This window comes from Variovorax sp. 38R (genome assembly GCF_014843395.1).
Classification (GTDB): domain Bacteria; phylum Pseudomonadota; class Gammaproteobacteria; order Burkholderiales; family Burkholderiaceae_C; genus Variovorax; species Variovorax paradoxus_H.
This window is the reverse complement of sequence record NZ_CP062121.1, coordinates 6,090,960-6,111,501: the sequence shown is the minus strand read 5'-3', so window position 1 is coordinate 6,111,501 and position 20,542 is coordinate 6,090,960. Positions and strand designations below refer to the sequence as shown.

The 20,542-nt window shown below is 68.4% G+C and carries 21 protein-coding genes; 11 read left to right on the top strand and 10 right to left on the bottom strand.

Annotated elements, in window-relative coordinates:
* Positions 1-91 precede the first annotated feature (91 nt).
* Positions 92-1,000 (top strand): ketopantoate reductase family protein, encoded by a 909-nt coding sequence (locus tag IG196_RS28405; RefSeq protein WP_192193945.1) that lies wholly within the window; start codon positions 92-94, stop codon positions 998-1,000.
* Here the strand turns inward: IG196_RS28405 and gorA are convergent.
* Positions 997-2,355 (bottom strand): glutathione-disulfide reductase, encoded by a 1,359-nt coding sequence (gorA, locus tag IG196_RS28400; RefSeq protein ID WP_192193944.1) that lies wholly within the window; start codon positions 2,353-2,355, stop codon positions 997-999. The genes IG196_RS28405 and gorA overlap by 4 nt on opposite strands.
* 119 nt (positions 2,356-2,474) lie before the next feature.
* On the opposite strand from gorA, the gene IG196_RS28395 reads away from it, so the two are divergent.
* Positions 2,475-4,514: a PEP/pyruvate-binding domain-containing protein gene (locus IG196_RS28395; protein ID WP_225616834.1), complete on the top strand. Its 2,040-nt coding sequence runs from the start codon at positions 2,475-2,477 to the stop codon at positions 4,512-4,514.
* A gap of 16 nt (positions 4,515-4,530) precedes the next feature.
* Here IG196_RS28395 and IG196_RS28390 read toward each other — a convergent pair whose 3' ends face one another.
* The gene (locus IG196_RS28390; protein WP_192193943.1) at positions 4,531-5,430 is read right to left on the bottom strand and encodes an MBL fold metallo-hydrolase; all 900 of its coding nucleotides are present in this window, start codon (positions 5,428-5,430) and stop codon (positions 4,531-4,533) included.
* Positions 5,431-5,525: 95 nt separating this feature from the next.
* Between IG196_RS28390 and IG196_RS28385 the strand changes: the two genes are divergently transcribed.
* The 3 genes from IG196_RS28385 to IG196_RS28375 are packed head-to-tail and all read left to right on the top strand — an operon-like array spanning position 5,526 to position 6,720.
* Positions 5,526-5,849, top strand: a complete 324-nt coding sequence (locus IG196_RS28385) for an ArsR/SmtB family transcription factor (protein ID WP_192193942.1) — start codon at positions 5,526-5,528, stop codon at positions 5,847-5,849.
* A gap of 2 nt (positions 5,850-5,851) precedes the next feature.
* Positions 5,852-6,289 (top strand): YeeE/YedE family protein, encoded by a 438-nt coding sequence (locus IG196_RS28380; RefSeq protein WP_192193941.1) that lies wholly within the window; start codon positions 5,852-5,854, stop codon positions 6,287-6,289.
* A 14-nt stretch (positions 6,290-6,303) separates the two neighbouring features.
* Positions 6,304-6,720: a YeeE/YedE family protein gene (locus IG196_RS28375; RefSeq protein WP_101491358.1), complete on the top strand. Its 417-nt coding sequence runs from the start codon at positions 6,304-6,306 to the stop codon at positions 6,718-6,720.
* A 21-nt stretch (positions 6,721-6,741) separates the two neighbouring features.
* Here IG196_RS28375 and IG196_RS28370 read toward each other — a convergent pair whose 3' ends face one another.
* The 3 genes from IG196_RS28370 to IG196_RS28360 all read right to left on the bottom strand — a co-directional run bounded on the left by IG196_RS28370 (position 6,742) and on the right by IG196_RS28360 (position 10,542).
* Positions 6,742-8,721, bottom strand: a complete 1,980-nt coding sequence (locus tag IG196_RS28370) for a TRAP transporter large permease (protein ID WP_192193940.1) — start codon at positions 8,719-8,721, stop codon at positions 6,742-6,744.
* The gene (locus IG196_RS28365; RefSeq protein WP_101491356.1) at positions 8,718-9,338 is read right to left on the bottom strand and encodes a TRAP transporter small permease subunit; all 621 of its coding nucleotides are present in this window, start codon (positions 9,336-9,338) and stop codon (positions 8,718-8,720) included. Before IG196_RS28365 ends, IG196_RS28370 begins: the two co-directional genes overlap by 4 nt.
* 88 nt (positions 9,339-9,426) lie before the next feature.
* Complete coding sequence (locus IG196_RS28360; protein ID WP_099793581.1) at positions 9,427-10,542, bottom strand: TRAP transporter substrate-binding protein; 1,116 nt, start codon at positions 10,540-10,542, stop codon at positions 9,427-9,429.
* Positions 10,543-10,760: 218 nt separating this feature from the next.
* Here IG196_RS28360 and IG196_RS28355 point away from each other — a divergent pair, with 218 nt between their 5' ends.
* Complete coding sequence (locus IG196_RS28355; protein ID WP_192193939.1) at positions 10,761-11,171, top strand: rhodanese-like domain-containing protein; 411 nt, start codon at positions 10,761-10,763, stop codon at positions 11,169-11,171.
* 15 nt (positions 11,172-11,186) lie between these two features.
* On the opposite strand, the gene IG196_RS28350 is transcribed toward IG196_RS28355, so the two are convergent.
* Complete coding sequence (locus tag IG196_RS28350; RefSeq protein WP_101491353.1) at positions 11,187-11,459, bottom strand: DUF4242 domain-containing protein; 273 nt, start codon at positions 11,457-11,459, stop codon at positions 11,187-11,189.
* Between the two features lie 130 nt (positions 11,460-11,589).
* On the opposite strand from IG196_RS28350, the gene IG196_RS28345 reads away from it, so the two are divergent.
* Positions 11,590-12,543: an AraC family transcriptional regulator gene (locus tag IG196_RS28345; protein WP_192193938.1), complete on the top strand. Its 954-nt coding sequence runs from the start codon at positions 11,590-11,592 to the stop codon at positions 12,541-12,543.
* Positions 12,544-12,579: 36 nt separating this feature from the next.
* Here IG196_RS28345 and lysM read toward each other — a convergent pair whose 3' ends face one another.
* Positions 12,580-13,041 (bottom strand): peptidoglycan-binding protein LysM, encoded by a 462-nt coding sequence (lysM, locus tag IG196_RS28340; RefSeq protein WP_099793573.1) that lies wholly within the window; start codon positions 13,039-13,041, stop codon positions 12,580-12,582.
* Between the two features lie 134 nt (positions 13,042-13,175).
* Here lysM and IG196_RS28335 point away from each other — a divergent pair, with 134 nt between their 5' ends.
* Positions 13,176-13,949 carry a type III pantothenate kinase gene (locus IG196_RS28335; protein WP_101491350.1) on the top strand — a complete coding sequence of 258 codons (774 nt, stop codon included), beginning with the start codon at positions 13,176-13,178 and terminating at the stop codon, positions 13,947-13,949.
* Positions 13,950-13,952: 3 nt separating this feature from the next.
* On the opposite strand, the gene IG196_RS28330 is transcribed toward IG196_RS28335, so the two are convergent.
* Genes IG196_RS28330 through IG196_RS28320 form a run of 3 tightly spaced genes read right to left on the bottom strand, consistent with a single transcriptional unit; the run spans position 13,953 to position 17,057 of the window.
* On the bottom strand, positions 13,953-15,299 hold the full coding sequence (locus IG196_RS28330; protein WP_192193937.1) for a serine hydrolase domain-containing protein: 1,347 nt from the start codon (positions 15,297-15,299) through the stop codon (positions 13,953-13,955).
* Between the two features lie 50 nt (positions 15,300-15,349).
* The gene (locus IG196_RS28325; RefSeq protein WP_101491348.1) at positions 15,350-16,165 is read right to left on the bottom strand and encodes a crotonase/enoyl-CoA hydratase family protein; all 816 of its coding nucleotides are present in this window, start codon (positions 16,163-16,165) and stop codon (positions 15,350-15,352) included.
* Positions 16,166-16,208: 43 nt separating this feature from the next.
* Positions 16,209-17,057 (bottom strand): 3-hydroxybutyryl-CoA dehydrogenase, encoded by an 849-nt coding sequence (locus tag IG196_RS28320; protein ID WP_192193936.1) that lies wholly within the window; start codon positions 17,055-17,057, stop codon positions 16,209-16,211.
* Positions 17,058-17,237: 180 nt separating this feature from the next.
* Here IG196_RS28320 and purT point away from each other — a divergent pair, with 180 nt between their 5' ends.
* The 3 genes from purT to IG196_RS28305 all read left to right on the top strand — a co-directional run bounded on the left by purT (position 17,238) and on the right by IG196_RS28305 (position 20,521).
* Entirely contained in the window at positions 17,238-18,440 is a 1,203-nt protein-coding gene (gene purT, locus IG196_RS28315) for a formate-dependent phosphoribosylglycinamide formyltransferase (protein ID WP_099793564.1), read from the top strand.
* A gap of 189 nt (positions 18,441-18,629) precedes the next feature.
* Positions 18,630-19,577, top strand: a complete 948-nt coding sequence (locus IG196_RS28310; protein WP_192193935.1) for an alpha/beta hydrolase — start codon at positions 18,630-18,632, stop codon at positions 19,575-19,577.
* Between the two features lie 113 nt (positions 19,578-19,690).
* Positions 19,691-20,521 carry a helix-turn-helix domain-containing protein gene (locus IG196_RS28305; protein ID WP_099793561.1) on the top strand — a complete coding sequence of 277 codons (831 nt, stop codon included), beginning with the start codon at positions 19,691-19,693 and terminating at the stop codon, positions 20,519-20,521.
* Positions 20,522-20,542 lie beyond the last annotated feature (21 nt).

Genomic DNA, 20,542 nt, shown 5'->3' with positions numbered 1-20,542 from the left:
GGTGTCGTGCTTCGGCGCGCGCCCCGGCGCGCCGGGCGCGAAGTGATTAACCTCGATGGTTTCCGCTCAACGAATGCAGGAAGGTGAAGGAATGAAAGTCGCAGTCATGGGTGCCGGCGCGGTCGGCTGTTACTACGGCGCCATGCTGGCGCGCGCAGGCCACGCGGTCGTGCTGATCGGCCGGCCCTCGCATGTGGAGGCGGTGCGCGCGAACGGGCTGCGGCTGGAGACCAAGACCTTCGATGTGCAGGTGCCGCTCGATGCGAGCACCGATGCGGGCGCGGTGCAGGGCGCCGACCTCGTGCTGTTCTGCGTGAAGTCCACCGACACCGAATCGGCCGCCGCACAGATCCAGCCGCACCTCGCGCCCGACGCGCTGGTGCTCACGCTGCAGAACGGCGTCGACAACGACGCGCGCGTGCGATCGGTGTTGACGTCGCACGACGTGGCTGCTGCCGTGGTCTACGTCGCCACCGAGATGGCCGGGCCGGGCCACGTGAAGCACCACGGCCGCGGCGAACTGGTGATCGCGCCGTCGCGCCGCAGCGACGAGGTCGCGCAGGCGCTGATCACCGCCGGCGTGCCCACGCAGATTTCCGACAACGTGCGCGGCGCGCTGTGGGCCAAGCTGGTGCTCAACTGCGCCTACAACGCGCTGTCGGCGGTGTCGCAGCTGCCCTACGGCGAACTCGTGCAGGGCACCGGCGTGAGCGACGTGATCCGCGACGTGGTCGCCGAATGCCTTGCGGTGGCGAAGGCCGAAGGTCTCGTCATTCCGGGCGACACCGATGCGGCCCTTCGCGGCATCGCGCAGTCGATGCCGTCGCAGTATTCGTCCACCGCGCAAGACCTCGCACGCGGCAAGCGCAGCGAGATCGATCACCTCAATGGGCTGGTCGTGCGGCGCGGCGAGGCGCTGGGCGTGCCCACGCCGGCGAACCGCGTGCTGTTCGTGATGGTGAAGCTGCTCGAAGGCAAGCAGCCCCAGGCCGGCGTCTAGCCGGGCATTGGTTCGCGCATCGTCACGAACTCTTCAGCAGCGGTGGGATGGATGCCGATGGTGCTGTCGAACAGCGCCTTCGTCGCACCCGCGCGCATCGCCACCGCAAAGCCCTGCACGACTTCACCTGCGTCCGCGCCCACCATGTGCAGGCCGACGACGCGGTCGCTCTTCTTGTCGACCACGAGTTTCATGAAGGTGCGTTCGCTGCGGCCCGAGAGCGTGTGGCGCAGCGACTTGAATTCGCTCGAGAACACGGTGACCTCGCCGAACTTCGCGCGCGCGTCGATCTCGCTATAGCCGCAGGTGCCGATGTTGGGATGCGTGAACACGGCGGTGGGAATGAACTCGTAGTCCATGCCGCGCTTGCCTTTGCCGAACAGCGCATCGACCACCACCATCGCCTCGGCCAGCGCCACCGGTGTGAGCTGCACGCGGGTCGACACGTCGCCCACCGCGTAGATCGACGGCACCGAGGTGCGGTAGTGCGCATCGACCGCGATGGCCCCCTTGTCGTCGACCTTCACGCCCGCGGCCTCGAGGCCGAGGCCCTGCGTGTTGGGCACGCGGCCGGTGGCGAAGAGCACGGTGTCGGCCTCGATCTGCTGGCCGCGCGCGAGCGTGACCACGAGCCCATCGGGCCCGCGTGCGATCGACGAGGCCTCGCAGTTCAGGCGCACGTCGACGCCGGCCTTGCCCATCTCGTGCGCGAGGAACTGGCGCACGTCGTCGTCGAAGCCGGTGAGCAGGTGGGCGCGGCGGTGCAGCTGCGTCACCTTCGTACCCAGGCCGTTGAAGATCGATGCGAACTCGCAGGCGATGTAGCCGCCGCCCACCACCAGCAGGCGTTTCGGGAACGGGTCGAGGTCGAACATCGCGTCGGAGGTCACGATGTGTTCGCGGCCCGGAATGTCGGGCACGAAGGGCGTGCCGCCGGTGGCCACGAGCAGGTGGCGCGCGGTGTGGCGCTTGCCGTCGATTTCCACGGTGTGGGCGTCGACCAATTGCGCCCAGCCGGTGACGAGCGTGACACCCGAGTTCTTCAAGAGCGAGCCGTAGATGCCGTTGAGCCGGCCGATCTCTTTGGCGCGCTGCGTCTTGAGGTGGGCCCAGTCGAACTGCGGCGCCTCGGGCAGCTTCCAGCCGTAGCCTTCGGCTTCCTCGAAGGCCTCGGCATAGCCGGCGGCGTAGCTGTAGAGCTTCTTCGGGATGCAGCCCACGTTGACGCAGGTGCCGCCGAGCTCGGCGGCCTCGGCCAATGCGACGCGCGCGCCCGTTTGCGCCGCCATGCGCGCGGCGCGCACGCCACCGCTGCCGCCGCCAATGACGAAGAGGTCGAAATCGAATGGTTGCATGGGAAAGACACTCCTTGCGGCCGACTGTAGCGGCCGGGCGAAGGCGGTGCTCGCGGCGGGGCTTGAGGGCCGGCGGCGAGCGAGAATTCGCGCTCGTCGCAACGGGAGTCCGAGGCCTCATGAAGAACAACACGCACAGCCATAGAAACATCCTCCGTATCGGGGCCGGATGGCCGCAGAAGGGCGCGGCCCTGTGCGCGCTGGCGCTCGTCTGCCTGACCGCCAGCGCGCAGCTCGCGCGCAAGCCGTCGTACTACCAACAGCAGAGCCAGCCGCAGCCCGAAGGGCCCGCCGCGCAACTGGTGCCCCGCCCCGCCGTGCCGGCCTCGTTGCCGGCGTTGCGCAGCCAGGGCGATTTCGACACGCTGGCGCGCGTCTACGACGCCGGCACGCCGATGCAGCTGGCCCACGTGCTGTTCGCGATCGATCGGCAGGCCAGGCCGGCGCGCATGCACTACATCGACACGCCGCGCTTTCAGCTGCATGTGCGCTTCCTGCGCGACACGCGGCTCACGCCGAACACGGTCAAACGCGAGATCGACCGCAACTACCTCGTGCCCGACCGGCGCTTTCTGTTCGGCACGCTGAGCTGGCAGCAGAACATCGGCACCTTCACCTACGAGTTCTGGGAAGGCGACCGGCTCACGGTGCCCTTGCTGCGCGAGGCTGAGGCGCAGGTGAAGGCCAGCTTCTTCGCACCGGTGAAGTTCAAGACGAACTCCACGCTGCACGAGCGCATCGCGAAGGAGGCCGGCATCGACTTCGTGAGCCAGGAGGCGCTGATCCGCGAGCAGCCCTTCCTGCCGATGAACCTCGGCACCGCCACGGGCCGCGTGCGCATCGTGAACGACGCCTCGGGCCTGAATGCGCTGCTGCCCGACGACATCGCCGTGCTGCGCGAGGTGCCGATCAACCTGCCGCCGGTGGCCGGCGTGCTGACCGAGCGGCCGTCCACGGCGCTGTCGCACGTCAACCTGCTGGCCAAGGGCTGGGGCATTCCGAACGCCTATGTGCGCGATGCCGCATCCGTGCTGCGCGAGCACGCGGGCCAGTGGGTGGCGCTGAAGGTGGCGGCCTCGGGCTACCAGCTGCGCCGCCTCACGGCGGAAGAAATAGCCGCGCTGCCGCCGCGCGCCGTGCGTGCCGCTGCCACCGGCGCGCTGCCCGGTAGCAAGGCCGCGAAGCCCGACCTGCGCGAGACGCGCCTGCTGCCGCTGGCCTCGCTGCGCGCGCGAAACAGCGTGCAGTGCGGCTCGAAGGCGGCCAACCTCGGCGCCGTGCTGGCCGCGCGCATTCCCTCGACCACCGTGCCCGACGGCTTCTGCATTCCGTTTGCGCACTACGACCGCTTCATGCGATCGAACGGGCTGGCCGAGCGCATCGCGCGCATGCAGCAGCAGCCCGGCTTCGCGGGCGACCCGCAGGTGCGGCTGAAGACGCTGGCGCAGCTGCGCGAGGAGATCGTGCAGTGGCCCGTCGAGGCGGGCACCGCGGCGGCGTGGCGCGCCGCGTGGCAATCGCAGCTGGGCGGCGGCGGCGTGTTCGTGCGCAGCTCGTCCAACTCGGAAGACCTGCCGGGCTTCAGCGGCGCGGGGCTCTACACGACGGTGCCCAACGTGAAGACCGGTGACGCGCTCGAACTCGCGGTGAAGAAGGTCTGGGCCTCGGTCTTCAACCCCGAGGCCTGGGAGGCGCGCAGCGCCGCGGGCTTCGGCGCCGAGTCGGTGCTGATGGGCGTCTTCGTGCAGACCGCCATCGACTCGACGAACGCCGGCGTGATGATCACGCGCGACCCCTTCGACGCGGGCCACCCGCACGTCACCTACATCTCGGCCAAGCGCGGCATCGGCATCCGCGTGGTCGAGGGCAAGCGCGTGGCGGAGCAGGTGATGTATTCGAGCTGGTCCAAAGCCATCCAGGTGCTCAGCCGCTCGGCCGAAGAGACGGCGCTGCAGCTGGACAAGGACGGCGGCGTGAAGGAAGTGCCCGTGGAAGTGGGCCGCCACGTGCTGACCGACGAACTGGTGGTGCGGCTCGCGAACGTGGGCGCGGCGGTGAAGCGCACGTTCAATGCGGTCGATCAGGACATCGAGTGGGCGACGGTGGGCGACAAGATCGTGTTGCTGCAGGCGCGGCCGTATGTGGAGCGGCGGCGCTAGCTAGTCAGCAGCGCCTTCAGGCCGTCGTGGCGGGGCCGCGATGGCCTGGCAGGGTGTTCAAGGGAATGCGCAGGTAGGCCACGCCGTTGTCGTCGGGCGGCGGCAACCGGCCGCCGCGCACGTTGACCTGCATCGACGGCAGGATCAGCGTCGGCACTTCGAGCGTGGCGTCGCGCGCGGTGCGCATGCGCACGAATTCGTCTTCGCCGATGCCGTCGCGCACGTGGATGTTGTGGGCGCGCTGCTGCGCCACGGTGCTCTGCCAGCGGGGCTCGCGCGTGGCGGGCGGGTAGTCGTGGCAGACGTACACGGTGGTCTCGGGCGGCAGCGCGAGCAGCCGGCGCATCGAGCGGTAGAGCTCGCGCGCGTCGCCGCCCGGAAAGTCGGCGCGCGCGCTGCCCAGGTCGGGCATGAAGAGCGTGTCGCCGACGAAGACCGCGTCGTTCACGAGGTACGCCATGTCGGCCGGTGTGTGGCCGGGCACGCGCAGGGCCTGCGCCTCGATCTCGCCGATGCGAAAGCGCTCGCCGTCCTTGAAGAGGTGGTCGAACTGGCTGCCGTCGGGCAGGAAGTCGCGCTCCAGGTTGTAGAGGTGGCGGAAGGTGGCTTGCACCGTGCGGATGCGCTCGCCGATGGCGATGCGCCCGCCGGCCTGCGACTGCACATGGCGCGCGCCCGAGAGGTGGTCGGCGTGCGCGTGGGTCTCCAGAATCCAGTCGACCTGCAAGGCCTGCGCGCGCACGCAGGCCAGCAGGCGGTCGGCCGAGGCGGTGTCGGTGTGGCCGGAGCGGAAGTCGTAGTCGAGCACCGGGTCGATGACGGCGGCGTGCTTCGTGGCCGGGTCCCACACCACGTAGGACACCGTGCCCGTCGCGGGGTCGAAGAACGCCTGGGTGGTGGCGCGGGGCGTGGTCATGGACATTCCTTTCGCGAACGAGGTCTGAGGCTCATTCAAGCGATCAATATTATATGAGTTGATAGAATATAAGTTCACGAACTGACAATCTCCCCATGAAGGCTTCCACTCTCGTCATCGATCCCGCGCAGTTGAGAGGCGCGGCCGGCCAGGCGGTCGCCGTGCTCAAGCTGCTGGCCAACGAAGACCGGCTGCTGCTGCTGTGCCAGCTCTCGCAGGGCGAGATGTGCGTGAGCGATCTCGAAAGCGCGCTGGGCATCCGCCAGCCCACCTTGTCGCAGCAACTGTCGGTGCTGCGCACCGAAGGCGTGGTGACCACGCGCCGCGAAGGCAAGAACATCCACTACAGCGTGGCCGACCCCGCGCTGCTCGAAATCCTCGCGGTGCTGTACCGCCTTTACTGTCCGAAGGAGAACTGAAGATGCCCACCATCGACTGGCCTCATTTCACGCCCTGGGCCGCACTGGCCGGCGGCGTGCTCATCGGACTTTCCGCGGCGATGTTCGTGCTGCTCAACGGGCGCATCGCCGGCGTCAGCGGCGTGCTGGGCGGCTTGCTGCGGCCCATGAAGGGCGACGTGACCTGGCGCGCGGCTTTCGTGCTCGGGCTGGTCGGCGCGCCGCTCGTCTACGGGCTGTTCACCGCGCTGCCCGCGGTACAGATCGACGCGGGCTACGGCACGCTCGCGCTGGCCGGCCTGCTGGTGGGCGTGGGCACGCGCTATGGCGCGGGCTGCACCAGCGGCCACGGCGTGTGCGGGTTGGCGCGGCGGTCGCCGCGCTCGCTGGTCGCCACGCTGGCGTTCATGGCCGCGGGGTTCGCCACGGTGTTCGTGGTGCGCCACCTGTTGAATCTGTGAACCCGGAGACTGCCATGTGGACCCCCATTGCTTCTTTGCTCGCCGGCCTTGTCTTCGGGCTCGGCCTCATCGTCTCCGGCATGGCCAATCCGGCCAAGATCCTGGGCTTTCTTGACCTGGGCGGAGCCTGGGACCCGTCGCTCGCCTTCGTGATGGCCGGCGCGGTGGCGGTGAGCACCGTCGGCTTCCTGCTGGCGGGCCGCCGCAAGGACTCGCTGCTCGGCGGGCCGATCACGCTGCCCAGCCTGCGCCACATCGACCGCCGCCTGGTCGGCGGCAGCCTGCTGTTCGGCGTCGGCTGGGGCATCGCGGGCTTCTGCCCCGGGCCCGCGCTGGTCTCGCTCGGCTCGGGCGAGGTCAAGGCGCTGGTCTTCGTGGGCGCCATGCTGTTGGGCATGGGCCTGTTCGAAGTGATCGAGCGCCGCCGTTGAGCGGCGCCCGGAGCCGTCTGCTTACTTGTACAGCAGCTGCGGCAGCCACAGCCCGATCTGCGGCCAGATGTACAGCAGCACGATCGCCAGCACCTGGATGCCCATGAACGGCAGCATGCCCAGGAAGATCTGGTTCAGCGTGACGTGCGACGGGCTCACGCCCTTCAGGTAGAAGGCCGCCATCGCCACCGGCGGCGACAGGAAGGCCGTCTGCAGGTTCAGCGCCACCAGCAGCCCGAAGAACAGCGGATCGACACCGAAGTTGTCCAGCAGCGGGATGAAGATGGGCATGAAGATCACGATGATCTCGGTCCACTCCAGCGGCCAGCCCAGCAGGAAGATGATGACCTGGCTCAGGATCAGGAACTGAACCTTCGTGAGGTTCATGCTCAGCACCCACTGTTCCACCAGCGCCTGGCCGCCCAGCAGCGCGAACGCCGCCGAGAAGATGGCCGAGCCGACGAAGAGCCAGCACACCATCGCCGAGGTCTTGGCCGTGAGAAAGACCGATTCCTTCAGCACCGTGAGGTTGAGCCGCCGGTAGGCCGCGGCCAGCAGCATGCCGCCCAGCGCGCCCATGGCGGCGGCCTCGGTCGGCGTGGCCAGGCCCAGCACGATCGAGCCCAGCACCGAGAGGATCAGCAGCACGAGCGGGAAGAACGAGGCCAGCAGCATCTTGAAGATCTCGAGCCGCGCGAAACTCAGGAACAGGTAGAACAGCGTGACCATCGCGCCGAAGACGGCGAAGGTGACCCACCACCAGGTCGGCGCAGGGCGCACCGTGGCGCCTTCGGCCGGGGCCGACGATGCGGCGGCCGGCGGTTCCGCGACAGCGGCTGCAGGTGCGGCGGCTTCGGCAGCGGCACCAGGTGGTTCCGCCAGCGGACCCGAAGAAGAGGCGGCCGGCGCGGGCGTTTCTTCCGACGGTGGCTCCTGCAGTCCGCCTTCGGGAGGCGGTTCCTTCAGGCTGTCGTTCGACGGGGGCTCCTGCAAGCCGCCCGCGCTGCTTTCGCCGCCGGCCGTTCCGGCCGCGCCGATCTCCTGGATCTCGTAGCGCGCCTGTGCTTCCACAGTGGTCACCGACTGGTAGCTCAGGCCCGCAGCCAGCAGGAAGAGCACGCCGGGCATCACGACGATGCCCAGTTGCTTCAGCACATGCGAGAACGGCACGTCGGCGTTGCGGCGGCCTTTGAGCAGTCCGACCACCGCGTGTGCGGCGGGGCTGTCGGCCAGCCGCTGCGACAGCGGCGGCAGCGGCACCACGCGCTCGGCCTGCGACAGCGGCGGCGCCCACTGCGGCTTGAACCACGCGATGATGATCACGTACACCACGTACAGCGACGCGAGCATCAGCCCCGGAAAGAAGGCGCCCGCATACAGCTGCACCACCGACACGCCCGCGGTCGCGCCGTACACGATCAGCAGCACCGACGGTGGAATCAGGATGCCCAGGCAGCCGCCCGCCGTGATCGCGCCCGCGGCCAGCGGCACGCTGTAGCCCGCGCGCAGCATGGCCGGCAGCGCCAGCAGGCCCATGAGCGTGACCACCGCGCCGACGATGCCGGTGGCGGTGGCGAAGATGGTGCAGGTGACCAGCGTCGCCACGGCCAGCGCGCCCGGCAGCCGCGCGAGCGCCAGGTGCAGGCTCTTGAAGAGCGACTCGATGAGGTTGGCGCGCTCCACCAGGTAGCCCATGAAGACGAACAGCGGCACGGCGATCAGCACGTCGTTGGCCATGGTCTTGTAGGCCGACTGCACCATCAGGTCGAGCGTGCGGTGCCAGTCGCGGTCGTAGGCCAGCCAGGTGAAGAGCATGCCCATGCCCATCAGCGTGAACGCCGTGGGAAAGCCCAGCATGATCGCCACCACGACGAGCGAGAGCATCAACAGGCCCAGGTGGCCGTTGGTGATGGTGTCGGCGCTCAGCAGCATGGCTGCCGCGCCGATGACGATGAGGGCCATGAACGACAGGCCGAACCAGAGTTCGCGGCGGATGTTCATCGCGCGGCCTCCTTGGCCACCACCACGCGGTCGAGCGCGGCGATGTCTTCGTCCTTCACGTGCACCATCTCCTTGAGCTTCTCGACGTCGACTTCCTCGACGTCCTGCTCGCGCGACGGCCAGGCGCCGGTGCGGATGCACTGCACGCAGCGGATGATCTCGACCACGCCCTGCAGCAGCAGCGTGAAGCCGGCCAGCGGAATGATGTACTTGAACGGATACAGCGGCAGCGGCTCGGCCGAGAAGGTCTGCTCGCGGATGGCGAGCGATTCGCCCGCATAGACCCAACCCGCCCAGGTCAACGCGATGATGCCGGGCAGGAAGAACAGAAAGTAGAGCACCAGGTCGACCAGCGCCTGCGTGCGAGGGCGGAAGAAGCCGTAGAGCACGTCACCGCGCACATGGCCGTTCTTGGAGAGCGTGTAGGCGCCGGCGGTCATGAACATGGCGCCGTACAACATGATCTGGGCGTCGAGCACCCAGGCGTGCGGACGGTTCAGCGCATAGCGCGAGAACACCTCCCAGCTGATGAGCAGCGTGAGCAGCAGCGCGCACCAGGAGAACGTCTTGCCGATCCAGGTCGAGAACCGGTCGACGGCCAACAGGAAAGATTGCATCGAAAGGGGCTCCTCGCTGCGGGCGGTGCCGCGCGGACAGGCAAGCAAGGAGGGCACCGCGCGGGTGCCCTCGAGTCGGCGGATGGCCTCAGGCCTTCTTGGCCTTGGCGCCGAAGTAGTGGTTGTAGGCCATCTTGAAATCGACCGTGTAGTCGTTCTGCCATTGGCCCGCGCGCTCGGCAAAGGCCTTCTGCGAGTCGAGCACCTTCTTGAACATCGGGTTCTCGGCCGACTTCTTGGCCACCGTCTTGTCCCACGAGGCCAGCTGCGCGCGCAGGATGGCGTCGGGCGTCTTGTAGAACTTGATGCCGGCCTTCTTGAGCTCGATGTAGTCCTGCGAGTTGCGCTGGATCGCCTTCCAACTCATGTCGGCGCTCGCGGCCTGCACCGCGTAGTCGATGATCGACTTGAGCTCGGTCGGCAGCGCCGTGAGCTTGGCCTTGTTGAACAGGATTTCGAACTGCTCGCCCGACTGGTGAAAGCTCTGCAGCATGCAGTTCTTCGCCACGTCGGGAAAGCCCAGCACGCGGTCGCTCGAGGCGTTGTTGAACTCGGCCGCATCGATCAGGCCGCGGTCCAGCGCCGGCACGATCTCGCCGCCGGGCAGCGGGTTCACGGCCGTGCCCATGTCGGTGAACACGTCCACCGCCAGGCCCACGGTGCGGAACTTCAGGCCCTTCATGTCCTCGACCTTGGCCACCGGCTTCTTGAACCAGCCCAGCGGCTGCGTGGGCATGGGGCCGTACAGGTACGACGCCACGTCCAGGTTCAGGCTCTTGTAGATCTCGTCGATCAGCGCCTTGCCGCCGCCGTAGTTGTGCCAGGCCAGGACCATGTTGGCGTCCATGCCGAAGCCCGGGCCCGAACCCCACAGCGCGAGCGCGGAGTTCTTGCCGTACCAGTACGCGACCACGCCGTGGCCGCCGTCGAGCGTGCCCTTGGCCACCGCGTCGAGCAGCTGGAAGGCGGGCACCACCGAGCCGGCGGGCAGCACTTCGATCTTGAGGCGGTTGCCCGCCATGTCGTTCACCTTCTTGGCGAAGTCCTGTGCGTACTCGTGGAAGATGTCCTTCGCCGGCCAGGTGCTCTGGAAACGCAGCGACGTGGTTTGGGCCATGCTGACCATCGGCGCGGACATGGCGCCTGCAGCCACTGCCGCGCCTTTGAGAAGGCTGCGACGGCGGGGCGATTTGCTGTCTGTCATGTGTCTCTCTCCATAAGTTCTCTGACCGGAACACCCAGGCCGTCGTCTTCACGTTATGGTTTCGACAGGCCGCGACCCCCATCTTTGGCGCGCCACACCTTGTGACAAACAGGGTTTTCACGAACCGGTGAAAAATTCCATCATCTGGCGTGCAGATCGATCGCCCCGAACCGCCAAAGGCTCCGGGCTAACCCTAGAAATTGGAAAGAAACGCAAGCATGAGCGAACCCGTTAGAGAAAAAGGCTACGCCGGTGACGTAACGCCCGAGCAGGCGGCGCAATGGATGGCCAGCGGCGAGGCCGTGCTGGTCGACGTGCGCACCGATGCCGAGCGCGAATGGGTGGGCTATGTGCCCGGCGCCGTGCCGCTGGCCTGGAAGCAATGGCCCGGCATGGCGCTCAACCCGGCCTTTGACGACGGCGTGCGCGCCGCTGCAGAGGGCGGTAAGAAGCTGGTGCTGCTGTGCCGCAGCGGTGTGCGCTCGATCGCCGCGGCGAAGCGGGCGACCGAGCTGGGCGCGCAGGCCTACAACATCCTCGAAGGCTTCGAGGGCAACCCGGACGAGAGCGGGCACCGCGGGTTGATCGGCGGCTGGCGCAAGCGCGGGCTGCCCTGGCGCCAGAACTAGAGAGCGCCGCTCGCCTCACTCGGACGTGGCCGGGTCGATCACGCTGTACACCCGGTCCACACGGTTGGCCGGAAAACCACCGAGCTCCGCGTGCCGGCGCACCAGAGCCTCGTCGGTCGCCTGGTAGACGCAGTAGATCCGGTCGTCCGTCACGTAGCTGTGGATCCACTGGATGTCGGTGCCCATGCTGTTGAGCACGCCGCAGGATTTTTGCGAGATGGCTTTCAGGTCCGCCGGGGTGAACTTGCCGGCGCCGGCGATGTCTCGCTCGATAACGAACTTGGGCATGACGTACTCCTCTGTCTAGAATCGGTCGAAGGCGACCAGTGCCTATGGTGCCAACGCGCAGCCGTTCTGCATTGCCCGCCTCGCCGGACTTGTTGACCGAAACCCCGCCCTCGCTTGCCGGGAGGTGACCATGGATGTCTTGTCGGACGTGCTGCGGACCATCCGCCTGGAGGGCGCGCTGTTCCTGAACGGGGACATGTATGCACCCTGGTGCTTCAAGGTACCCAAGGGCGCGCACATCGCGCAACTGCTCAGGCCCGGTGCGCAGCGGCTGGCCATCTGCCACCTGGTGCTGCAAGGCGAATGCTGGGCCGAGGTCGACGGTGAGGCGCCGATCCACGCGCACGCCGGCGAAGTGATCGCCGTGCCGCACGGCGACGCGCATGTGCTGGGCAGCGGCCTGCACCATGCGGCCGTGGACATGTCGCATGTCGTGAGTCCGAGGGCGCCCGAGCTGGAGCGCATCCGCTACGGCGGCCAGGGCGATCGCACGGTGCTGGTCTGCAGCTGGTTCGCATACGAAGGCGATGCGCCCCATCCCGTCATGTCGAACATTCCGCGTCTGTTCACCACGCCGCTGCGCAGCAGGCCGGCGGGCCCGTGGATCGAGCAGTCGGTCGACTTCGTGTTGGGTGATGCGCCGTTGCACACGCCCGGCTCGGAGATGGTCGCCGCCAAGGTGGCGGAAGTGCTGTTCACCGAAGTGCTGCGCGGCTACATCGAATCGATGCCTGCCAACAACCCCGGCTGGCTGGCGGGCCTGCGCGACCCCCACGTGAGCCGCTGCCTGGCGCTGATGCACGCCGAGCCCGCGCGCAACTGGACGGTCGACGCCCTGGCGCAGGAGATCCACACCTCGCGCAGCGTGCTGGCGGACCGCTTCACCGAACTGGTGGGTGCGCCGCCCATGCACTACCTCGCGCGCTGGCGCATGATCCTGGCCGCCGGCATGCTGCGCAAGGACCAGGGCAACCTGGCGCGCATTGCCGAAGGCGTGGGTTACGAATCGGAAGCCGCTTTCAACCGCGCATTCAAGCGGGAGTACGGCGTGTCGCCAGGGGCCTGGCGGCAGAACGGCGCCTAGCGATGCACAGGCGCGCCAGGCTTGATCCGGTCGCGGTCAGAGTGCCGGAATGCGCAGCTTCTGGCCCGGGTAGATCTTGTCGGGGTGCGACAGCATCGGCTTGTTCGCCTCGAAGATCGCGTTGTACTTGTTGGCGTCGCCGTAGTACTTCTTCGAGATGGCCGAGAGCGTGTCGCCGCGCACCACGTCGTGGTACTGGGCCGGCGGTGCGGCCGGTGCGACGAGGTTGTTGTCCACGCTCGTCACGTTGGCCACGTTGCCCGCGGCCAGCGAGGCTTTTTCGCTGGCTTCCTGCGAGGGCGCCTGGCCGGCGAGGGTGACCACGCCGCTGCTTGCAACGTAGGTCACCTCGAAGGCGGTGAGGCCGAGGTTCTGCGTCTCGATGTAGGTCTTGATGGCCGCGGCGGCTGCCGTGTTCGCATCGGGTGTGGCCGCTTCGGCCGACGAACCGCCGAACAGTTTTTCACCGGCCTCCTTGATGAAGCTGAGCAATCCCATGGTGTTCTCCTTGTGCCGTGGTGGATGGAAAAGGCGAATGTAGCGGCCGAACCGACCCCGTCCACGTAGGCCCACACCGCGACTGTCAAAGAGGCGCCAGCAGGAATAGCAACAAAGTCGCAATAATCGCGCGCATGTCTTCCCCCTTCCTCGCCATCGACATCGGCAACACCCGGCTCAAGTGGGCGCTTTACGAGGGGGCCTTCCCCGGAGCGGCACTGCAGGCCCATGGTGCCGAGTTTCTCGACCACATCGAACGCCTGGCCGACGGCCCCTGGGCCGACCTGCCCGCGCCCGGCTCCATGCTGGGCTGCGTGGTGGCCGGCGACACCTTGCGACGGCGCGCCGAAGAACAGATCACCGAACGCTTCGACTGCACCCCGCGCTGGGTGGTGTCGAGCGCAGGCGAGGCCGGTATCGTGAACGGCTACGACCATCCGACGCGGCTGGGCGCCGACCGCTTCGTGGCGATGATCGGCGCGCGCCACCGCATGCTGACGCAAGGGCCCGAGCGGCCGATGGTGGTGGTGCTGATCGGCACGGCCGTCACCGTCGAGGCGATCGATGCCAGCGGCAAGTTTTTGGGCGGCCTCATCTTGCCGGGCCACGGCATCATGCTGCGCGCGCTCGAATCGGGCACGGCGGGCCTGCACGTGCCCACCGGCGAGGTGCGCGAATTTCCCACCAACACCAGCGACGCGCTGACCAGCGGCGGCACCTACGCCATCGCGGGCGCGGTCGAGCGCATGGTGCAGCACGTGCGCTCGCACTGCGGCGCCGAGCCGGCCTGCTTCATGACCGGGGGCGCGGGCTGGAAGATGGCGCCCGCCATGAACGGCGACTTCGAACTGGTCGAGAGCCTGATCATGGACGGCCTGCTCGTCATCGCGAAGCAGCGCGCCGGCTGAGCCTCAGGGCTTCATCAACGCCTCGCCCATGGCCTGGAAGGCGGGCAGGGTCAGCGGGTCGTTGCCTCCGTTCGCGGCGATCGGGTGCGCCGCGTAGCGCACGATCACCATCTCGGCCTTCGGATCGACATAGATGCTCTGGCCGTGGATGCCACGCGCCATGTACGCGCCATGCGGGTTGTGCGAGACCCACCACATGTTCCGGTAGCTCCAGCCTGGCAGCAGCGCGTAGCCCGCCTTCGCGAACTTGGCCGGGTCGGCGCCGCGCTGGATGTCGTCGACCACCGCTTTCGCAATGGCCTGCTGCCCGTTGGGGGCGCGCCCGCCGTTGCGCAGTGTTTCGCCGAAGCGTGCGATGTCGCGCAGCACGGTGTTCAGGCCGCCGCCGCCCGACTCGGTGCCGATGCGGTCGACCATGAAATACGCATCTTGCTCAGCACCGATGCGGCGCCAGATTTTTTCGCTCAGCAGGTCGGCCAGCGAACGGTTGGACGCGCGGCGCACGATCCACGCCAGCACCTCGGCGTTGACTGTCTTGTAGGCAAAGGCGTCGCCGTGCGTGCCTTCCTTCTTGAGCGTGACCAGGAACTCGTAGAACGACTTCGGGCCCGTGTAGTTGGCGCCCTGCGTCAGCATGCCGCCGGCGCGCGCATAGTCCCAGACCTCGGCCTTCGGGTCGGCGTAGTTCTCGGAGTAGCGCACGCCGATGGTCATGTCCATCACCTGGCGCACCGTGGCGTCGCCGTAGGCCGTGTCCTTGAGCTCGGGCAGGTACTTGGTGACCGGCGCCGACGGGTCGATCGTGCCTTCCTGCGCGAGGATGGCCGCCAGCGTGCCCACGAACGACTTGGTGACCGACATCGCCAGGTGCGGCCGCTCGGGCGTGAGCGCGCCGAAGTACTTCTCGTAGACCACCTGGCCGCGGTGCAGCACCAGGATGCCGTCGGTGTAGGTGCGCGTGACCATCTGGCCGAAGGTCTGCGTCTCGCCGCCGCCCATGGGCTGGAAGCGCACGGCCTCGATGTCGAAGCGTGGCGTGGCCGCCGGCAGCGGGCTGGCGGCACCGGGGCCGCGCCACACGTTGGCCGTGGGCACCGTCTCGCGCACATGCGAGAAGGTCCAGCGGATGCGCGGGTACACGCCGCCGGCCGGGTTGTCGAAGGTGAGCTGCTTGTCGGGCGGCGGCGGAAAGCCCTGCATCCAGCCCATCGCCTCGACCGAGGTGGCGGCGGGATCGGGCAGCGCGGGCGGTGTCGGGGTCTGGGCGAGGCTGGTGTTCACGGCAAGAAGGGTGAAGGCGGCGGCCAGCGCCGTGCGTTGAAAGAAGAACGACGACAAAGAAGAAGGCATGCAACGGGCTCCAGTGGACGACAGAAACGGAACGGCAATCAACGACGGTTTCAGCGGCCGCTGAACCGCGCAGGCCGGCGCTCGATGAACGAGCGCACGCCCTCGGCCGCGTCCTCGCTGTTCGACAGGCGCTTCTGCGTCTCGATGAATTCCGCCACGGCCGCCAGCGGCCCGTGTTCGATCGCCTTGAGCACGTTGAGCCGCGTGGCCTGCACGGCCAGCGGCGCCTGGGCCGCGATGCGCTGCGCGATCTGCAGCGCCGCGTCGAGCTCCTGCCCGGCCGGCACCACCTTCTGCACGAAGTTCAGCCGATAGGCCTCGGCGCTGTCGAACTCGTCGGCCGTGAGCAGGTGCAGCATCGCGTTGCCCAGGCCCGCGCGCTCGGCCATGCGCAGCGTGGCGCCGCCCGTGGCCATGATGCCGCGCTGCACTTCCATCTGCGAGAAGCGGCAGTTGTCGGCCGCCACCACGATGTCGGCGCCCAGCATCAGCTCGATGCCCACCGTGAAACAGATGCCCTTGACGGCCGCGACCATCGGCTTGGTGCGGCGGCGGTAGCCCTCCAGGCCGAAGTCGTGCGGCTCCACCAGCCCGGCCGGAATCGCCTTCTCGCCACGCTTCATGTACTCGGTGACCGCCGGCAGGTCCAGGCCCGCCGTGAAGTGGTCGCCGAAGGCATGCAGCACGCCCACGTGCAGGCTCGGGTCGTCGTCCAGCCGCGTGTAGGCCTCGGCCAGCTGCTTGAACATCGGCGGCGTCCAGCCGTTGCGTTTGGCAGGGCGGTTGATGCCGATCAGCAGCACATGGTCGAGCACCTGCGTGTCGATGCAGCCTTCGGCGGGCGGGGTGGTGGGGGTCGCAGTCATCGGTCTTGTCTCCTTGTTGTTGTGGTCGTCGTGGCGCTGCGGATCAGTAGGTGTAGACGCCGCGGCCCGTCTTGCGGCCGAGCTGGCCGGCGGCGACCATTTCCTTCAGCAGCGGGCAGGGGCGGTACTTGGAGTCGCCGAACTGCTCGAGGTACACCTCCATCACGGCCAGGCACACGTCCAGGCCGATCATGTCGGCCAGTGCCAGCGGGCCGATGGGCTGGTTGCAGCCCAGCTTCATGCCGGCGTCGATGTCCTCGGCCGTGGCCAGGCCTTCGGCGAGCACGAAGAAGGCCTCGTTGATCATCGGCACCAGGATGCGGTTGACCACGAAGCCCGGCGCGTTCTTCACCGTGATGGGCGACTTGCCCAGCTTCTCGGCCAGCGCCTTCACCGCGTCGTGCGTGGCGTCGCTCGTGAGGTAGCCGCGGATCAGCTCCACCAGCGCCATCATCGGCACCGGGTTGAAGAAGTGCATGCCGATGAAGCGGTCGGCGCGCGAGGTGGCGGCGGCCAGCTGCGTGATCGAGATCGACGAGGTGTTCGACGCAATGATCACCTCGGGGCCGACCAGATCGTCCACCTGCTTGAGGATCTTGAGCTTGAGCGCGTGGTTCTCGGTGGCGGCCTCGATGACGAGCTGCGCGCCCTTCAGGTCGTTGTAGTCGGTCGAGCCCTTCACCAGTGCCAGCGCGGAGGCTTTCTGCTCGGCCGTGAGCTTTTCCTTCTTGATCAGGCGGTCGAGGCTGCCCGAGATGGTGGCGATGCCCTTGTCGACGGCGGCCTGGGCCACGTCGATCATCACCACGTTGACACCCGACACCGCGCAGGCCTGGGCGATGCCGTTGCCCATGGTGCCGGCGCCGATGATGCCCACAGTTTGAATCGTCATGAAAAATGCTCCTTGAAACAAAAAAGAAAGGGGGAGGCGAGGGCGGGCGCGGGGCCGCCGTCGCGCAATGGCGGCAATTGTGAAGCAGCCCGGTGGGCCCGCCGTTCCCGTGGGCGACACCGCCTCGGGGTGGCTTACAGTGCTGCGATTGTTTTCAACCCTATTTTTTCGAGCCCTCGCATGACCACCCTCGGCACCCCCCTGTCCCCTTCTGCCACCCGCGTGATGCTGCTCGGCTCCGGCGAGCTCGGCAAGGAGGTGCTGATTGCCCTGCAGCGCCTGGGCGTCGAGACCATCGCGGTCGACCGCTACGAGAACGCCCCCGGCCAGCAGGTGGCGCACCATGCCCGCACCATCACCATGAGCGACCCTGAACAGCTGAAAGCGCTGATCGAGGCCGAGAAGCCCACGCTCGTCGTGCCCGAGATCGAGGCCATCGCCACACAGACGCTCCAGGCGCTGGAAGACGCGGGCGTGGTGCGCGTGATTCCCACGGCCCGTGCCGCCCGCCTCACGATGGACCGCGAAGGCATCCGTCGCCTGGCCGCCGAGACGCTGGGCGTGCCGACCAGCCCCTACAAGTTCTGCGACTCGCTGGCCGAGCTGCAGGCCGCCATCGATGCGGGCATCGGCTACCCTTGCATCGTCAAGCCCGTGATGAGCAGCTCCGGCAAAGGCCAGAGCAAGATCGACGGCCCCGCCGACGTGCAGAAGGCTTGGGACTACGCCATGGCCGGCGGCCGCGTGAGCCACGGCCGCGTGATCGTCGAAGGCTTCATCGACTTCGACTACGAGATCACGCTGCTCACCGTGCGCGCCAAGGACGCGGCGGGCGCCGTCGAAACGAAGTTCTGCGACCCCATCGGCCATGTGCAGGTCAGCGGCGACTACGTCGAAAGCTGGCAGCCGCATCCCATGGCGCCGGCCGCATTGCAGAAGGCACAGCAGATCGCGCAGGCCGTCACGGCCGACCTCGGCGGCCAGGGCCTGTTCGGCGTGGAGCTGTTCGTGAAGGGCGACGAGGTCTGGTTCAGCGAAGTCAGCCCGCGCCCGCACGACACCGGCATGGTGACCATGGCCACGCAGTGGCAGAACGAGTTCGAGCTGCATGCGCGCGCCATCCTCGGCCTGCCGGTCGACACCTCGCTGAAGAGCCCGGGCGCCAGCGCCGTGATCTACGGTGGCGTCGACGCCACCGGCATCGCCTTCGACGGCGTGGCCGAGGCGCTGCAGGTGCCCGGCAGCGACATCCGCCTGTTCGGCAAGCCCGAGAGCTTCGTCAAGCGCCGCATGGGCGTGGCGCTGGTGCACGCGGCCGACACCGACACGGCGCGCAAGCTCGCCAAGGAAGCCGCCTCGCGCGTGAAGCCGCGCACGGCCTGAGCGACCGAACCCTCCGGGTGAACCCGCGAGCCGGGCCCCGGTAGCCAGTTTTCGCAAGCGACCCCGCAGCGGTGCGGGCATGGTGCGGGTCTTGTCGCCAGGACGCCGGTCGGGTGCGGGTGCATGCGGATACCGCGCATGTGCCCCGCCCTCCACACTGAGCGCTCCGTTCGATTCACCGGAGACACCATGCTGCATCCCCAGGCGCGCGCCTTGCTGGATTTCATCGAAGCGCGCGGCATTCCGCCGACCCACACCCTGTCGCCCGCCGATGCGCGGGCCTTTTATCGCGAGCGCCGCACGGCCACGCAGCCGCTGCCGGCGGAGGTTGCCGAAGTGCGCGACCTCGCCGCCGACGGGCCGCACGGCACCATTCCGGTGCGGCTGTACAAGCCACTCGGCGCAGATGCAGACGCGGGTCCGCTGCCCGTGCTCGTGTACTACCACGGCGGCGGCTGGGTCATCGGCGACCTCGACACGCACGACGTGCTGTGCCGTGAGCTGGCCAACGGCGCGGGCTGCGCGGTGGTCGCGGTCGACTACCGCATGGGCCCGGAGCACCGCTTTCCCAGCGCCGTGGACGACGTGCTCGCCGCCACGCGCTGGGTGCGCCGCGAAGCCGCTGCGCTGGGGCTCGATGCGAGCCGCCTCGCGGTGGGCGGCGACAGTGCAGGCGGCAACCTCGCGGCCGTGGCGTCGATCGCGGCGCGCGATGCGGGCGACCTGCCGATCGTGTTCCAACTGCTCATCTACCCGGCCACCGACATGCGCCGCGGCCATCCGTCGCACCAGGCGAACGGGCAGGGCTACCTGCTCACGCGCGACACGATGAGCTACTTCCACGACCACTACATCACCGACGTGGCGCACGACCTCGACTGGCGCGCTTCGCCGCTGCTGCACACCGACCTGGCGGGCCTGCCGCCCGCGCTCGTGCTCACGGCTGGCTACGACCCGCTGCGCGACGAAGGCGCGGCGTATGCCGAGGCGCTCACGGCCGCCGGCAACCGCGCGAACTACGTGTGCTTCGAGCGCCAGATCCATGGCTTCATCACCATGGGCAAGGTGCTCGACGAGGCCCACACGGCGGTCGCGTTGTGCGCCGCTGAACTGCGCCGCGCGTTCGCGTCGGCCTAGGGAAAGTCCCCGCGCAAATGGATGCCGCGCTCAGGGCCCTCGCCGCTACGATCCAGCGAACACGACGCCACCCCCCGGTCGGACGTCGTCGACCGATGCAGGAGACAGACACCATGCAGCGAACCAGGACGTCGACGCCTTCGGGCGGCGATGCACGGCAGGGCGAACGCCTCATGTGGCTCACGCCGCAGCGCGTCTTCTACGCCGGCCTGCTCGGCGCTGCGGCCGAGCGCGCGATGGGCGGGCACGGCGTGTACGTGTCGCCCGCCGGTGCGCCGCCCAACCGCATCCGCATCGGCGGTGGTGCCTGGCAGAGCGGCGAGTTCATCGTGGTGCCGCCGCACGTGCCGCACCAGGTCGAGAGCGCGTGTCCGCTGATCTTCAACCTGCTGATCGAATCGGAGTCGGTCGATCCCGCGCGCATGCCGGCCTTCCTGCAGCACTGCGGCCCGGTCGATGCGCCGGCCTTCGTGCAGCGCATGCGCGAGGCCCATGCCCATCTGCTGGCCGCCTCGGCGCGCGGCATCGACTTCGACGGTTTCGATTTCGACGCGCTGTTCTTCGACGGCCCGCTCGCGCCTCGCCCGCTCGACGCGCGCATCCGCAAGGTGGTCGACATGCTCGTGGCCGACCCGGCCGCGCCCGCCTCGGCGGAAGACTGCGCGGCCTCGGTGCACCTGTCGTTTTCGCGCTTCCTGCATCTGTTCAAGCAGGAGACCGGCATGCCCTTTCGCGGCTTCCGCGCCTGGAAGCGCGCGCGCAGCCTGCTGCGCTACGTGCACCAGAGCGGCACGCTCACCGACATCGCGCTGGACACCGGCTACCCCGACTCCACGCATTTCAGCCATTCGATCCGCCAGGTCTACGGGCTCAAGCCCAGCGACATCGTGGCGGGCTCGCGCCGCCTCGCGCTGCACGACGCGGCCGGCGGGTTCCGGCAGTAACGGCGCGCGGGACGGCAACGC